Source organism: Actinoplanes sp. NPDC048796 (assembly GCF_040650035.1).
Lineage (GTDB): Bacteria > Actinomycetota > Actinomycetes > Mycobacteriales > Micromonosporaceae > Actinoplanes.
The window spans coordinates 24,414-38,014 of record NZ_JBEZGO010000023.1; the positions used below are offsets into that span (position 1 = coordinate 24,414).

Genomic DNA, 13,601 nt, shown 5'->3' on the forward strand with positions numbered 1-13,601 from the left:
CCTGGAGGCCATGGGCGGACGGGTAGATGAGTCATGCGTGCTGGTGGACGGCCCATGGACACATCGATTCGTCGGCGCCAACGGCAGCCGCTTCCACGTCGTCGAGGCCGGCACCGGCCCGCTGGTGCTGTTCCTGCACGGCTTCCCGGAGTTCTGGTGGGCCTGGCACGACATCCTGCCCCGGGTCGCCGACGCCGGTTTCCGGGCCGTCGCGATGGACCTGCGCGGCTACGGCGCGAGTGACAAGCCGCCGCGCGGCTACGACGGCTACACCATGGCGGCCGACGTCACCGGCACGATCCGCGCCCTCGGCGAGCGGAACGCGACAATCGTGGGAGCCGGCGCCGGCGGCATGATCGCCTGGGCCGCCGCAGCGTTCCACCCCAAACTGGTCAACCGCCTGGTCGTGCTCGGTGCGGCCCATCCGCTGCGGTTGCGGGCGGCGCTGTTCGCCGACCCGCGCGGCCAGCTCTCCGCCTCCACGTCGGCGCTGCGCTTCCAGGTGCCCCGCTACGAGCACGTGCTCACCCGCGACGACGCGGCGATGGTGGGCGAACTGATGACCCGCTGGACCGGTCCCCAGTGGAGAGAGACACCCGAGTTCGACGACTACGTACGCCGATGTCGCGAGGCCATGCAGATCCCGCAGGCGGCGTTCTGCGCGCTCGAGGCGTACCGCTGGGTCTTCCGCAGCGCGATCCGGCTGCAGGGCTACCGCTTCGTGAAACTCATGCAGAAACCGCTGATCACCCCGACGTTGCAGCTGCACGGCGAGCTCGACACGGCGACGCTCCCGCGCACGGCTCAGGGCTCGGGGCGGTACGTCATCGCCCCGTACGAGTGGCGTTTGATCCCCGACGCCGGCCACTTCCTGCACCAGGAGGCGACCGACGTGGTCACCGGCGAAGTCCTCCGCTGGGCCAAGACCAGCTAGATGCGCTGCTCGTGCAGCTCGGAGACCTCGTGTATCGGCGCCCAGCCCTGGTAGACGCCGAAGTCGAACTCCTCGAGGCCGAGCTGGCGGGCGATCGGGGCGCGGCCACCCGCGTACTCCACCCGAAGCCACGAATCGGTCTCGGCCAGCACGATGAACGGCGCGCCCCGCCACGAACAGGTCGTTCGCACGTAGACCAGCTCTTCGTACTCGCTGGGGGTCAGCACCCGCACGTACCGGCCGGGCCGAACCTCCTCGAAGCCGTCCGCCGGCTCGGTGCGGTAGATCCGGACGTTGTCGCCGTCCGGCACCGCGTCGTACTCCCGGCCCTGCCAGGTAGCCACATACCCGTCGCGCATCACTGCTCACCAACCCGGCGCCACAGCGGTCCGTCGTTGTCGAAGATCGCCACCATGCGCTCGTTGCCGTCGGCGTCGATCCGCCACAGCTGCGAGCCGTGCGGCAGCCGCACACTGTCCACCTTGAACTCCGCGATCACGTCGCGGCCCTCGCCCGGGGCGAACCCGTTACCCCGGAACGGCGCCCGCTCGATCACCCAGCCGTCCATGGCGCGCAGCGCCTGCTCGTTCTGGCCGCCGTAGGGGATCCGGTAGAGGCTCGGCCGGTACGCGGGCCAGCGCAGCACGAACGCCTCCTTCGCGTCCGGCTGATGCTGGGAGCCGTCATAGCTGAGCCCCAGGGCCGCGAAGAGCTCGCCGGGCGTACGCAGGTGCTCCACCTCGGTCGCCCGGTGCACGAAGCCGGCCACCCGGTCGTAACCCCGCTCCAGGTAGTAGTCGACCTGGTCGGGCGGAAGCGTCTTCTGCATGACGGTCGCGTGCTGGGCGTCGTCGCTGGCCGGCTCGGGCGCGGGCACGGGAGAAGCCGCGTCCTCGGCCAGGGGCGCGTCCGGGTCGGTGCCCAGTCCGGCGTCGGCGGCCCAGTTGGCCAGGGCGATGACCTGCGGGCCGGGGTACTTGGCGCCGATCGGGCTGTTCGGGTTGACGGCGAACGACCAGGCCGGGTCGGGCCAGTTGCGGATCAGCTCGTAGAACCGGACCCCGACCGTACGCGTGGGCTGGGCGTAGTGCTCGGCCAGCCGATCCTTGCTGGTGAAGACAATGAGGAAGGCCTCGCCGTCCATCTGCTCGGTACGGAAGGCGAAACCGGACTCACCGGGCGCGCTGCCCGGGCGGGAGTGGTCGGCGACCGGAACGAGAACGGTGGCGAGCAGCAGGGTGGAGAGGAAAGCGTCGGTGCTGCCACCGCCGGCGGCGTCGAAGAGCTCCCGCTCGACGTCGTTGGCCGGAACGAAAGGCTCGACCGGCGGAGGGGTGCCGTACGAGGGAGCGGCCGGGGCGGGCTGACCGCCGGGCCGGGCCAGGCGGTCGTTGCCCGGAGAACCGGGAATGACCGGCGGGGCCAGACGCTCGGCGGGGGCCTCGGCCCGGGCGGCGTCGGAGCGCGTCTGGAACGCGGGGAACGACGTCATGGAGGGAGGCGGCCCGGCCGACGGCGAGGTGGCCTGGCGGCGGGGCAGCGGGGTGCCGAAGCCGCGGCCGGGCTCGCTGCCCGGCTGATCGCCGAGCCCACCCGGCTGAGCGGGGCTGGTCTGCCGTACGGCGGGGCTGGTCTGCTGCACGGCGGCGGCCTGCGGGGAGGCCGGACCCTGCGGGAAACCGCCACGCTGCTCGTCGGCGGGAGGGGTGACGGTGCGCCGGGGCAGACCGCCGGCGGGGGTGGCCACGGTGGGCTGGGCCCAGCCGGGGTCGAAGGTGCTCTCGGCGGGGTCGCTCGGCACGAAGTGCTCGGGCACGGGCGGGGTGTTGGCGCCGGGGTTGCGCACCGGGAGCGGGGCGTTGGGGTCCTGGAGGTCGCTCGGCGGGGCCGACCGGCGGCTCCCGAGAGCGCCGAACGCGCCACCGAGCGTGGGCGTCGACGGCGGCCCGGAGGCCGGGATTCCGGAGGCCGGGATGCCCGAAGCCGGGATGCCCGAAGCCGGGATGCCCGAAGCCGGAATGCTCGAGGAGGGAATGCTCGACGACGGGATGCCGGAAGCGGGAACGCTCGACGCCGGAATGCCCGAGGACGGGATCCCGGACGCCGGGGCGATCGGGATGGACGGCGGCTGGTAGGCCGAGGGCACGGTGGGCGGCGGAGCCAAGGGGGCCGCGGAGGCCGGCCGGGGAGGTGTCGCCGGCGGCGGCGCCATCGGCGGAGCAAGCGGGGCCGCGGACGCGGGACCGGACGAGGCCGAGGACGGCGTGCGAGCGGGCAGGCCGCTGGGCATCACGCTGCCGGGGGTACGGATCGGGAGACCACCGGGTCCGATCGGCTCGGCACTGGAGGGCCCGGCCGGCTGAAGGGCCGGCGGCTGAGCTGCCGGCGGCTGAGCGGTCGGCGGCTGGGCGGTCGGCGGCTGGGCGGTCGGCGGCTGGGTGCGGGAGGGAAGGGCGGCGGGCGGCTGCTGGCCGGCGGACCGGGAGTAGGCATCCGGCTGACCGGCGTACGCTCCGCCTGGACCGCTGACCGGGGGCGCGCTGATCGGTGTGGCGGCCGGGCTGACGGGTCGCCCATAAGAAGGCGCGGCGGGGCTACCCGGCTGACCGAAGCCGGGCGCGGCCGGACTGGACGGCTGACCGAAACCGGGCGCGGCCGGACTGGACGGCTGACCGAAACCGGGCGCGGCCGGGTTGGACGGCTGGCCGAAACCGGGCGCGGCCGGGCTGGCTGCTCCGCCGTACGGCTGCCCGTACGCCGGGGCCGCACCGGCGGCCTGGCCGTAGGCGGCGGGTGCGCTGGGCGCGGGCTGTCCCGGCGGTTCGTACGCCGGCGGGGTGCTCACGGGCTGGCCGTAAGGCGTGTTCCCCTCGCCGTAGGCCGCGCTGGCCGCCTGGCCGTACGCGCTGGGCGGGGCGACCGAGGACGGATACTGCGGGTAGGCCGCCGTCGCCGGAACCGGCGCCGCGTCGGTGGTCGGCCCACCCGGGCGGGCGGCCTCCTCCTGGCCGGTGGCGGCCGCGTTGGCGGCGAGGGCGGCGGCCTGAAGGTCCTGCATCTTGGCCGACGCCGGGGTCGCCTCACGGCCCGGCCCGCGAGTGGGCAGCCTCAGGTCGCCCCGGGAGAGCTGGGCGACGAACCATGCCGGCAGGTAGCCCTCGATCGGCAGGCCGGGGTTGACCGCGAGCCACCACTCGAGGTTGGGCCAGGTGTTGGCAAGCTCCTGGTACGGAACGCGCCGGGCCGAGCCCGTGTAGTCGGCCAGGCAGGCCTGCAACGCGGCGGTCGACGTGAAAGCGAGCACATGGGTGCGCCCGCCTGTGCTCCAGGTGCCCCAGCCGAGCGGCGCGAGGCCCGCGAGGGCGTCGGCCGAGACCGGCAACAGCAGGTCAACCCCGGAGAGAATGCGGAAGTACGACTCCTGGTCGTCGGTGCGCAACGCATCGCGCATCGCGACCTCGGCGTCCGTAGCCGGCTCCCACTCGGACACGTCCACCTCTCCCCACGCGCGACGAGGCCATCTCAACGCGTACAACCTACAAGGTCAGGCCGCGATCACAATGGGCGGCAGTACGCGGAGAAGTAAAGCAGGTGTACGACGCCCTCGGCACGCGCTCGGAAGGTCTCCGATGCGCCTTGATCAGTAGCCGGCAGCAACCAGCCGACAACCGATAGTAGCGTCATCGGACTTTTCGGCCAGTACGCGTTCGGGGGACACCAAGTCTCGCAAGAACGGACTAAAGGGAACGGCCGGCGCAGTCACTGTCGACTGCCCGGCCGCCGCGGGATAAATCGGCGCTCACTGGAAGCGCTGAGTCGCCGCCTTCTCGGTGTGGATGTAGTCGTCGACCGACTGGTCGACGGCCACCTTGATGTTCTGCAGGATGCTCTGCAGGTCGGCGGACGCCGCGCGCCACGTGGCCTGCCGCTGCGCGTACGCCTCCTTGGCCTCGCCCTCCCACGTGGCCACCAGCGGAGCGGCGTTGCTCTCGAGCTGGTCGAGCCGGGACTGCAGCGTGCTGATCGCCTTCTGGATGTCGGCGCTGGCGTTCTGGAGGGCGCCGAAGTTGACGAGCAGAACTCCGTCGTTGGGCATGTCTTCTCTCCCCGTCAGAGCGGCAGCTGGAAGCTGCCGCCGGAGTTGGCCACCCGGCTCTGGGCCTCGGTGTCGGAGGTGTCGTAGCCGACGCCGGACACCTTGATCGAATCGGCGGTCTGCGCGAGTGCCGCGTTGAGCTTCTTGAGGTCTTCCGCGTACTGCACCTTGACCTGCTCGAACGCGGCCGCGCCGAGACCCTTCCACGCGCTGCTCAGCACGGAAAGCTCGGACATGAGCGTGCTCAGCATCTGCTGGAGCCCCGCGTTCACGTCGTCGAAGTTCGCGGCGGTCTTCGCCATCACCGCGGATTCTGCCTGCGTCTGGGCCACCCCGGACGTCACCCCGCTCTCTCGTTCGGTTCGCCGATCGCCGAGATCCGTTGACGTATCGACGGTGGCCACCAGGCTAGCCCCGGAAAACAAGCCGTTGGGGCATGCCGTGAGCGGCCGATTACTCTTCAGGTACGTCGCCGACCGTAGCGAAGTTCGTCAAGACGAGAAAGCTCGGAATCGGAACCTGTGGATAACCCAGCTCTGTCCACAGGGCGCCCCGGGGTGGGCCGATGCCCATACGATGGGCCCGCACAAGCAGGAATGCGGCGCGAGGGGCGGTGTGACATGACGGTTGGTGTGGCGGGGGAACGCGACTACCGCGACCTCAGTGGACCGGCCCGGCCGTCACCCAAGGTCAGCAACGGCCCGGTCCGGGGTGGACGGCTGTTGGGCGTCAGAGCCGGTCAGCTCGTCGCCACTCAGGTGGCCGCGGTGGCGATCGTGATCGGCGCGCTGAACGGGCCGATCGGCCTTGTGGCGGGTGTCGCCGTCGCCCTGCTCCTCTTGGCGGTCACCTGGTTGAGACTGCGCCGGCGCTGGTTGTTCGAGTGGTTCGGCGTGATGCTCCGCTTCGGCGGCCGGCGGCATTCGGCGGCCGCCGCGACCTCGCCGGCCGCGCTGCTCGAGTTCGTCGCGCCCGGGGCGCGCGTGGAACAGACCGATCTGGCCGGCGACCCGGCGGCAATCATTGTGGACGGTCACGGGCTGACCGCCGTGCTCGAGCTCGGCGATCCGGCCGGGCTGCTGGCCGAGGAGTCGGCGGCGCTGCCCTCCCCCGCCTCGCTGCTGCCGTCGGCCGGGGCGGAGCTGCCGCCGGTTCTGATCCAGCTGGTGCTGACCGGCGCCCCGGCGCCGTCGTTGCGGGCCGGCGCCGGCACCCCGGCCAACTCGTACCGTCAGCTCACCGAGGGCCGCCTGCTCGGGCACAGCCGCGCCCTGCTCGCCGTCCGGCTCTTGCGCGCCGAGGGCTGGGCGCCCGACGAGCTGCACCGTTCCCTGTCCGGCCTGGTGCGCAAGCTCGTCCGGCGGCTGTCCGCGGTGCCCGCCCGGCCGCTCGGCGAGGCCGCTGCGATGCGGGTGATCGCCGAGCTGGCGCACGACGACGGCGCCGACCGGGCTCAGGAGACGTGGCCCGGCCTGCGGGTCGGCGGGCTCGCGCAGAGCACCTTCCAGCTCCGCCGATGGCCCGACCCTCGCGTCGAGACGTCCCGCCGGCTGGTGTCCCGGCTGCTCACGTTGCCGGCCTCGGCCACCACGGTGTCGCTGACGGCCGGTCCGCGGCCGGCGCACGGTCCGACCCCGCTCGACCTCACGATCCGGCTCGCCGCCCCCGACGCCAACGCGCTCGGCGCCGCCACCCAGGCCCTGCACAAGCTGGTCGCGGCCGAGCGGGCCGGTGTCCGGCGGCTCGACGGCGAGCACCTGTCCGGCCTGTCCGCGACGCTCCCGCTGGGCGGCACGCCGTCGGTCGTGCCGGGTCTGCCGCCCGACGGCGTCCAGCCGGCCGAGCAGCTCGAGGGCCTTGATCTGCCGGTCGGCGCGTCCGGCCTGATGCTCGGCCGCAACCGGCACGGCAACCCGGTGGTGGCCCGGCTGTTCCGTCCCGACCAGACCCGCGTGCTGCTGGTCGGCGGGGTCCGCTGCGCCCAGCTGGTCGTTCTGCGGGCGATGGCCCTGGGCGCGCGGGTCATGGTCCAGACGGCCCGGCCACGGGCCTGGGAGCCGTTCGTCCGCGGTGCCGCCGTCCCCGGCGAGTCGATCGCGGTCGTGCCGCCCGGGCGGCCCGTCGAGATCGCCCCCGGCTCGGCCCTTCAGCCCCTGCTGGTCGTCGTCGACATCGGCCCGGTCGGCTCCGACAACCGGCCCGGCGCCGGCTGGCAGGCCACGCTGGTCGTCCGCGACGAGTTCTCGGCCGCCGACGTCGACGTGGCCTCCCGCGCCGACCTGCTCATCCTCCAGCCGCTCCGCCCCGACGAGGCCACCCTGATCGGCGGGGCGCTGGGCCTGGGCGAGGTGGCCCAGTGGATGACCCGCATCCGGCCCGACATGGTGGGCGTGGTCAACCGACGGGCCGTCCGGTGGGCCGCCCTCGCCCACACCCCCATCGAGACCCAGCTGGTCGGCCCGCCGGGCCGCTGACGGCCGATATAGGGGAGATCTTCGTCAACGACATCGACAAGATCGGTGTGTGGTGTCGTGCCTGGTGGCGCGGGCGTGGCACGATTCCGGGCCATGGGCCTCATCATCCGGCTTTTGATCACCGCGTTCTCGCTGTGGCTGGCGACCGTGCTGATCGACGGCATCGAGCTGACGACCGACTCCACGTCCCAGAAGGTCGTGACGCTGCTGATCGTGGCGGTCATCTTCGGCGTGGTAAACGCAGTCCTGCGGCCGATCATCAAGATCGTGGGGTGCGGACTCTACGTTCTTACGCTCGGCCTGATCGCGCTGGTGGTCAACGGGCTGCTGTTCCTGCTGACCAGCTGGATCGCCGGCCAGTTCGACCTGCCGTTCCACGTCGACGACTTCTGGCCGAGCGCGGTCCTCGGCGCCCTGCTCGTCGGCGTCGTGAGCTGGCTGCTCAACATGCTCGTTCCCGACGGCGACGACTAGAACCCTGGGATTCCGGTGGCGGGCCGGCAAGATCCAGGCTTCACTCACGGTCGTGTTGTGTGCGAGCCGTGACGACGGATACGAGTTGAGCTCCGAGCGGGAGCGGATCGATCTCCCGCTGGTGCACCGGTGGCTGTCGACCGACGCCTACTGGGCCAAGGGCCGGTCGCTCGAACAGATGCGGGCGGCCCTCGACGGGTCCGACGCGTTCGGCATCTATCTCGGCGACGTGCAGGTGGCCGTCGCGCGTGTGATCACCGACGACTCCGTTTTCGCCTATCTGTGCGACGTCTACGTCGATCCGGCGCACCGGGGCAAGGGCCTCGGCGGCTGGCTCGTCGGGAGCGTGCGCGACCACTATGCGGCGCTCGGCCTCAAGCGTCTGCTCCTGACGACCCGCGACGCCCAGCCGGTCTACGCGGCGCAAGGCTTCGTCGAGGTGGACCCCGGGCGCTGGATGGCCTGCGATCTTGAGGCCGTACGGGCGGCGTCCACCGCCTGAGACCTCGGCCATATGCAAGGACCGGGATCCGGGGAAGACCTTACGGTGGGGTCATGAGCGACGAGCGGCGCGGATATCTCTACGGCCTCGCGGCGTATGTGATGTGGGGCTTCTTCCCGATCTACTTCAAGCATCTTCAGCCGGCGTCGGCCCTGGAGATCCTCGCTCACCGCGTGGTGTGGTCGGTGGTCTTCGTGACCCTGCTGCTGGCCGCCCTGCGGAACTGGCGTTTCCTCGGCCGGCTGCTGCGCACGCCCAAACTGCTCGGCGGCATCGCGATCGCCGCGGTGCTCATCGGCGTGAACTGGGCGACCTACATCTACGGCGTGAACACCGACCGGGTCGTGGAAACCGCCCTCGGCTACTTCATCACGCCGCTCGTCGTCGTGCTGCTCGGCGTCACCGTTCAGGGCGAACGGCTGCGCCCTTGGCAGTGGATCGCCGTCGGGGTGGGCACCGTCGCGGTCGCCGTGCTGACCATCGACTACGGGCGACTGCCGTACATCGCCCTGCTCCTGGCCGCCAGTTTCGGCACGTACAGCCTGATCAAGAAACGTATGTCGCTGCCGCCGGCCGAGGGTCTCTTCGTCGAGTCGTCGGTGCTGGCCGTGCCGGCGCTGATCTTCCTGGCCTGGCTCAACATCGGCGGAGACGCGCAATTCGGGCACGTGTCGGCCACGCACACCGTGCTCATGGTCCTGTCGGGGCTGGCCACCGCCGTACCCCTGCTGCTCTTCGCCGGGGCGGCGAACCGGGTGCCGATGGTCGGCATCGGAATCCTTCAGTACGTGGCGCCGATCCTCCAGCTCGCCTGCGGGCTGCTCATCTACCACGAGCCGATGCCGCCGGCCCGCCTCGCCGGGTTCGCGCTGGTCTGGGTCGCGCTGATCATCTTCACCGTGGACGCGCTGACCAGGACGAGACGAGAGAGGACGGCGATCGGCTCAGCAGCCGCCACTGCCGAGCCGATCGCCACCCTGCCACCCCGCTGACCGGAATCAGAGGTCAGGGGACGTCGTAGGCCAGGAGCACCTTTCCGTCGTACTGCACCAGCTCGAGCCGCGAGAGGCTGCCCGGCCCGAAATGTGTGGCTCCCGGCATGGTGAACTGCGAGCCCGGTTCGGCCTGCCAGGAGCCGACCTGCTCCTTCTGCTCGTCCGGCCCGTAGGCCATCAGGCGGAAGGTGTACGGGCGGCTCGCGGCCGCGCTGTAGTTGCAGACCATGTCCACTTTGGTGCCGCCGGCCGTGCTGGTCAGCCGCAGTGTCGCCTTGATCGGCGAGGCGCCGTCGATCGCCGTCATGGCGACCGCCGGGCCGGGTGGCGGCGCGGCCGGGGCGGCCGAGCCCCGCGTCCAGAGAAACAGTCCCGCGCCGACCAGCACCACCAAGATCGCGGCGGCGGCACTGCTCAGAAGGCGTACCCGAGAGGCCTTGCCCTTTTTGTGACGCTTAGCGGAGGGCGCCAACGTGGCCCACTCCGACGTCGCCCAGTCGCGCAGCGACGCTCCCGGATGGCTCGTGCCACCGCTGAGCGTGGGATCGAGGAGCTTGGCGAACTCCTTGGCGTCGAGGCGGGCCAGCAGATCGGGCATGGCCGACAGATCGGCCACGGCCTCACGACAGAACGAACACGTGGCCAGATGCTGCTCGTAGGCGGCCCGCTCGGCCGGCGACAAGGCACCCAGTACATACGCTCCGTCATCGTGCTCATGCTCGCAGCGCACCCCGTCACCACCCTCCGCTGATCTCCCGCTTGCACCCTGTCTTACGCGAGGGACGAACGTGGAGTTCAACGAAGCCTTAGGTTCCCTTGTCAGGCGGTGGCCGACTCGCCCGCGGAGAGCGCCTCGGCGACATTTCGGGCGGCCGCCGTGAGCTTGGCCCGGACGACCCGGGCCGAAGTAAGCATCTCGGCCGCCGGCAGCGCGCAGGAGAGCACGAGCCGCCGTTCGATGTCGCGGTCGGCGATGACCAGCACCGCCGCGCACGCCAGCCCCTGCCGGAACTGTCCCATTTCGAGCTGCATGCCACGCCGCTCGCCCGCGGCCAGGTCGGCCTCGAGCGCCTCGGGCGTCGTCAACGTGGCCGGGGTGAACGCACGCATGCCGTAATCACGCAGGTAGCGGGCGCGCTGATCGGGCGTGAGCGTGGCCAGCAACGCCTTGCCGAGCGCCGTCGCATGACCGCCCTCGTCGAAGCCGGGGGTCATGTCGTCGATGAACGGCGACCGGGCGCCCTCGGCCGAGGCGGTCACGGCGATGCGGCCACCGACGAAACGGCCGAGATAGTGGCTGTAGCCGCTGTCCAGCGCCGCGCGCCGCAGCGCCTCGCCGACCGCGGGCGGGCCGCGGAAGGCGGAGACGAGTTCCCGATACCGGTCGGCGATCTCCAGCCCCACGATGTACGTGCCGTCCTCGCGGCGGATCACGTAACCCTCGTAGGCCAGAGTGCGCACAAGGTGATACGTCGTCGCGACGGTCAACTCGCACCGTCGCGCTATCTGCTTCACGGTGAGTCCGCGCGGGGCTCGACCTACCGACTCGAGAACGCGCAGGGCGCGTGACACGCTCCGGATCAGATCGGACGGCTCCGCCAGGGGGTCGCGCACAGCTACCTCCGACGCCAGGGACTTACACCATATGAATAATCTTCCCCCGGGGGAATGCCAAAAGCATGTGGATCACGATCGATTTACACGAGCCGTATGGTCAGTAGCACTCAGCGCGCTCGATAGCCGTCCCTCAATCTGATGATCACTCTGCGCCGCCGCATTGCCATCCAGTCTTATTCTAGCGCTAGAATAGGGCGTGGATCTGACACCGGCCGAGCTGACCGTGCTCGGCCTCATCATCGAGCGGCCGCAGCACGGCTACGACCTGGAACGGGTCATCGAGCAGCGCGGCATCCGACAGTGGACCGACATCGGGTTCTCCTCGATCTATTACCTTCTCGGCAAGCTGGAGAAGCGAGGCCTGCTGCACGCCCCCAACGGCCAGGCCGGCGGAAAATCCCGGCGGGTCCTGCACGCCACCGCTGAGGGCCGCGAGACGGCGGCGCGGGCGGCCCTGACGCTCGTCGCCGACCCTCAGCCGGTCCCCAATCCGCTGCTCGTCGGCATCGCCAATCTGCCCCTGTTCTCGCCGGCCGACTACGCACGGGCCCTGCACACGCGGCTGGCGGCGATCGACGCGCGCATCGCCGGGGTCCGGGCGGCCGCGGAGGCCCAACAGGACCGGGCCGCCCTTCCCCCGGCGGCGCGTGAAGTGTTCTCGTACTCACTGAGCCTCATGGAGGCGGAGAGGCAGTGGCTCGCCGGCCGAGTCCAGGTACCCCATGACCAGCAAGACTGACTTCAAGAAGACCCTCGACGCGTACCAGGCCCGGCCCGGTCAGTTCCGGGTCCTGGACGTGCCCGATATGCGCTATCTCGCGATCGACGGCCACGGGGACCCCAACACCTCGCCCGTCTTCGCCGGCGCGCTGGAGGCGCTCTACCCGGTGGCGTACGGCCTGAAGTTCGCCAGCAAGACCGAGCTGGACCGCGACTACGTGGTTCCGCCGCTGGAAGGCCTCTGGTGGGCCGACGACATGGGCTCGTTCACCACGGCGCGCGACAAGTCCCGGTGGGACTGGACGCTGCTGCTCATGACCCCGGACTGGATCGGTCAGGACATGGTCGACGCCGCGATCGCGCGGGCCGGCGCCAAACAACCGCCGGCACGTCTCGGCGACCTCCGCCTTCAGGCGCTGTCCGAGGGCCGGTGCGTGCAGACTCTGCACATCGGCTCCTTCGACGACGAGGCCGGCGTGCTGGCGCGGCTGCACGACGAGATCATCCCCGAGCAAGGTCTCCAGATGACCGGTCTGCACCACGAGATCTACCTGAGCGACGCCCGCCGGGTGCCGCCCGAGAAGCGGCGCACCATCCTCCGCCAGCCGGTGACCGCCGCGGTGATGTCCGAGACGTGTGCCAGATCTTGATTTTGATCTTGCGAGCGCTACCCCTGGGGCCGTGGGGGTCGGACCCATGTGGCATCGTGAAAGCGTGGTGAGCACCGGGGATATGACGCCTTCCGACATGGCGCTGTCGTCGCTCGGCCTCGACGTCGATCCGAGGGTCGATGCGTCGGTGACGGCGACGCTGGCTGCCGTGGAGGAGGAGCTTCGGGCCAACGTGGCCAGCGCCGATCCGCTGGTGGCCGAGGCCGCGCGGCATCTCGCCGACGCGGGCGGCAAGCGGTTCCGGCCGCTGCTCGTGGCGCTGGGAGCGCAGTTCGGAGATCCGCAGGCGCCCGAGATCGTCGCGGCGGCCAACGTGGTCGAGCTGACCCACCTGGCGACGCTGTACCACGACGACGTCATGGACGAGGCGCCCGTCCGGCGCGGGGCGCCCAGCGCCAATTCGCGCTGGGGCAACTCCGTGGCCATCCTGGTCGGTGACTACCTGTTCGCGCAGGCCGCCGACCTGGCGGCGACGCTCGGGCCGGAGGCCGTTCACCTTCAGGCCCGCACGTTCGCGCGGCTGGTGCACGGGCAGATCGCCGAGACGGTGGGCCCGCGCGGCAGCGACCCCATCGAGCACTATCTGCACGTCATCACCGAGAAGACCGCGTCGCTGATCGCCACCTCGGCCCGCTTCGGCGGCCTGTTCTCGGGGGCGCCGGCCACGTCGGTCGAGGCGCTCGCCGGTTACGGCGAGACGATCGGCATCGCGTTCCAGCTCTCCGACGACCTGCTCGACATCGCCTCGGAGTCGGTCCAGTCCGGCAAAACGCCCGGCACCGACCTGCGTGAGGGCGTGCCAACCCTGCCGGTGCTCTACGCCCTGGCCGGCGACGACACAGACGCTTCGGCCGTACGGCTTCGTGAGCTCCTGGCCAGCGGCCCGATCACCGACGACGCGCTGCACGCCGAGGCCCTGACGCTGCTGCGCGAGTCCGCCGCGATGAAGAAGGCCCGCGAGACGGTCCGCACCTACGCGGAAGAGGCCCGGGCCCAGCTGGCCCCCCTGCCCGCCGGCGACGCCAAGCGGGCCATGGAAGCCCTCTGCGACTTCATCGCCGACCGCACAAGCTGACCGACCCCGCCCCCGCGCAACCCGGCCGACGATCCGAGCGGAC

Annotated in this window: 14 protein-coding genes; 8 read left to right on the forward strand and 6 right to left on the reverse strand. The window is 71.3% G+C overall.

The genetic code is table 11. From position 1 onward, the window contains the following. Positions 1-10: 10 nt before the first annotated feature. Entirely contained in the window at positions 11-934 is a 924-nt protein-coding gene (locus tag AB0C26_RS43655; RefSeq protein WP_360260465.1) for an alpha/beta hydrolase, read from the forward strand. On the opposite strand, the gene AB0C26_RS43660 is transcribed toward AB0C26_RS43655, so the two are convergent. From AB0C26_RS43660 to AB0C26_RS43675, 4 genes are all read right to left on the reverse strand, one after another. Next, entirely contained in the window at positions 931-1,296 is a 366-nt protein-coding gene (locus tag AB0C26_RS43660) for a hypothetical protein (RefSeq protein ID WP_360260467.1), read from the reverse strand. The two genes, AB0C26_RS43655 and AB0C26_RS43660, sit on opposite strands and share 4 nt — an antisense overlap. Next, complete coding sequence (locus AB0C26_RS43665; protein WP_360260469.1) at positions 1,293-4,424, reverse strand: SseB family protein; 3,132 nt, start codon at positions 4,422-4,424, stop codon at positions 1,293-1,295. The genes AB0C26_RS43660 and AB0C26_RS43665 overlap by 4 nt, the downstream gene beginning before the upstream one ends. Before the next feature lie 309 nt (positions 4,425-4,733). Then, positions 4,734-5,030 (reverse strand): WXG100 family type VII secretion target, encoded by a 297-nt coding sequence (locus tag AB0C26_RS43670; RefSeq protein WP_360260472.1) that lies wholly within the window; start codon positions 5,028-5,030, stop codon positions 4,734-4,736. Between the two features lie 14 nt (positions 5,031-5,044). Next, positions 5,045-5,434: a WXG100 family type VII secretion target gene (locus AB0C26_RS43675; RefSeq protein WP_360260474.1), complete on the reverse strand. Its 390-nt coding sequence runs from the start codon at positions 5,432-5,434 to the stop codon at positions 5,045-5,047. Between the two features lie 216 nt (positions 5,435-5,650). Here AB0C26_RS43675 and eccE point away from each other — a divergent pair, with 216 nt between their 5' ends. The 4 genes from eccE to rarD all read left to right on the forward strand — a co-directional run bounded on the left by eccE (position 5,651) and on the right by rarD (position 9,472). Then, entirely contained in the window at positions 5,651-7,504 is a 1,854-nt protein-coding gene (gene eccE, locus AB0C26_RS43680) for a type VII secretion protein EccE (RefSeq protein ID WP_360260476.1), read from the forward strand. 93 nt (positions 7,505-7,597) lie between these two features. After that, positions 7,598-7,978 (forward strand): phage holin family protein, encoded by a 381-nt coding sequence (locus tag AB0C26_RS43685; protein WP_360260478.1) that lies wholly within the window; start codon positions 7,598-7,600, stop codon positions 7,976-7,978. Between the two features lie 52 nt (positions 7,979-8,030). Next, a complete protein-coding gene (locus AB0C26_RS43690; RefSeq protein ID WP_360260481.1) occupies positions 8,031-8,480 on the forward strand; it encodes a GNAT family N-acetyltransferase in 450 nt (149 codons plus the stop codon). A gap of 53 nt (positions 8,481-8,533) precedes the next feature. Next, entirely contained in the window at positions 8,534-9,472 is a 939-nt protein-coding gene (gene rarD, locus AB0C26_RS43695; RefSeq protein WP_360260483.1) for an EamA family transporter RarD, read from the forward strand. Between the two features lie 13 nt (positions 9,473-9,485). On the opposite strand, the gene AB0C26_RS43700 is transcribed toward rarD, so the two are convergent. Both AB0C26_RS43700 and AB0C26_RS43705 read right to left on the reverse strand, forming a co-directional pair. After that, the gene (locus AB0C26_RS43700; protein WP_360260485.1) at positions 9,486-10,205 is read right to left on the reverse strand and encodes a zf-HC2 domain-containing protein; all 720 of its coding nucleotides are present in this window, start codon (positions 10,203-10,205) and stop codon (positions 9,486-9,488) included. Positions 10,206-10,294: 89 nt separating this feature from the next. After that, complete coding sequence (locus AB0C26_RS43705; protein WP_097327878.1) at positions 10,295-11,089, reverse strand: IclR family transcriptional regulator; 795 nt, start codon at positions 11,087-11,089, stop codon at positions 10,295-10,297. Between the two features lie 199 nt (positions 11,090-11,288). Between AB0C26_RS43705 and AB0C26_RS43710 the strand changes: the two genes are divergently transcribed. The 3 genes from AB0C26_RS43710 to AB0C26_RS43720 all read left to right on the forward strand — a co-directional run bounded on the left by AB0C26_RS43710 (position 11,289) and on the right by AB0C26_RS43720 (position 13,558). Continuing rightward, the gene (locus tag AB0C26_RS43710; RefSeq protein ID WP_360260488.1) at positions 11,289-11,831 is read left to right on the forward strand and encodes a PadR family transcriptional regulator; all 543 of its coding nucleotides are present in this window, start codon (positions 11,289-11,291) and stop codon (positions 11,829-11,831) included. Then, the gene (locus tag AB0C26_RS43715) at positions 11,815-12,462 is read left to right on the forward strand and encodes a GyrI-like domain-containing protein (RefSeq protein WP_360260490.1); all 648 of its coding nucleotides are present in this window, start codon (positions 11,815-11,817) and stop codon (positions 12,460-12,462) included. The genes AB0C26_RS43710 and AB0C26_RS43715 overlap by 17 nt, the downstream gene beginning before the upstream one ends. Positions 12,463-12,544: 82 nt before the next feature. Continuing rightward, positions 12,545-13,558 (forward strand): polyprenyl synthetase family protein, encoded by a 1,014-nt coding sequence (locus AB0C26_RS43720; RefSeq protein WP_360260492.1) that lies wholly within the window; start codon positions 12,545-12,547, stop codon positions 13,556-13,558. The last annotated feature ends 43 nt before the right edge of the window (positions 13,559-13,601 follow it).

Excerpts from the sequence above, each read along its gene's own strand:
- AB0C26_RS43655 (WP_360260465.1), top strand. The coding sequence starts at position 11 with ATGGGCGGACGGGTAGATGAGTCATGCGTGCTGGTGGACGGCCCATGG.
- AB0C26_RS43670 (WP_360260472.1), bottom strand. The coding sequence starts at position 5,030 with ATGCCCAACGACGGAGTTCTGCTCGTCAACTTCGGCGCCCTCCAGAAC.
- eccE (WP_360260476.1), top strand. The coding sequence starts at position 5,651 with ATGACGGTTGGTGTGGCGGGGGAACGCGACTACCGCGACCTCAGTGGA.
- AB0C26_RS43685 (WP_360260478.1), top strand. The coding sequence starts at position 7,598 with ATGGGCCTCATCATCCGGCTTTTGATCACCGCGTTCTCGCTGTGGCTG.
- rarD (WP_360260483.1), top strand. The coding sequence starts at position 8,534 with ATGAGCGACGAGCGGCGCGGATATCTCTACGGCCTCGCGGCGTATGTG.
- AB0C26_RS43715 (WP_360260490.1), top strand. The coding sequence starts at position 11,815 with ATGACCAGCAAGACTGACTTCAAGAAGACCCTCGACGCGTACCAGGCC.
- AB0C26_RS43720 (WP_360260492.1), top strand. The coding sequence starts at position 12,545 with ATGACGCCTTCCGACATGGCGCTGTCGTCGCTCGGCCTCGACGTCGAT.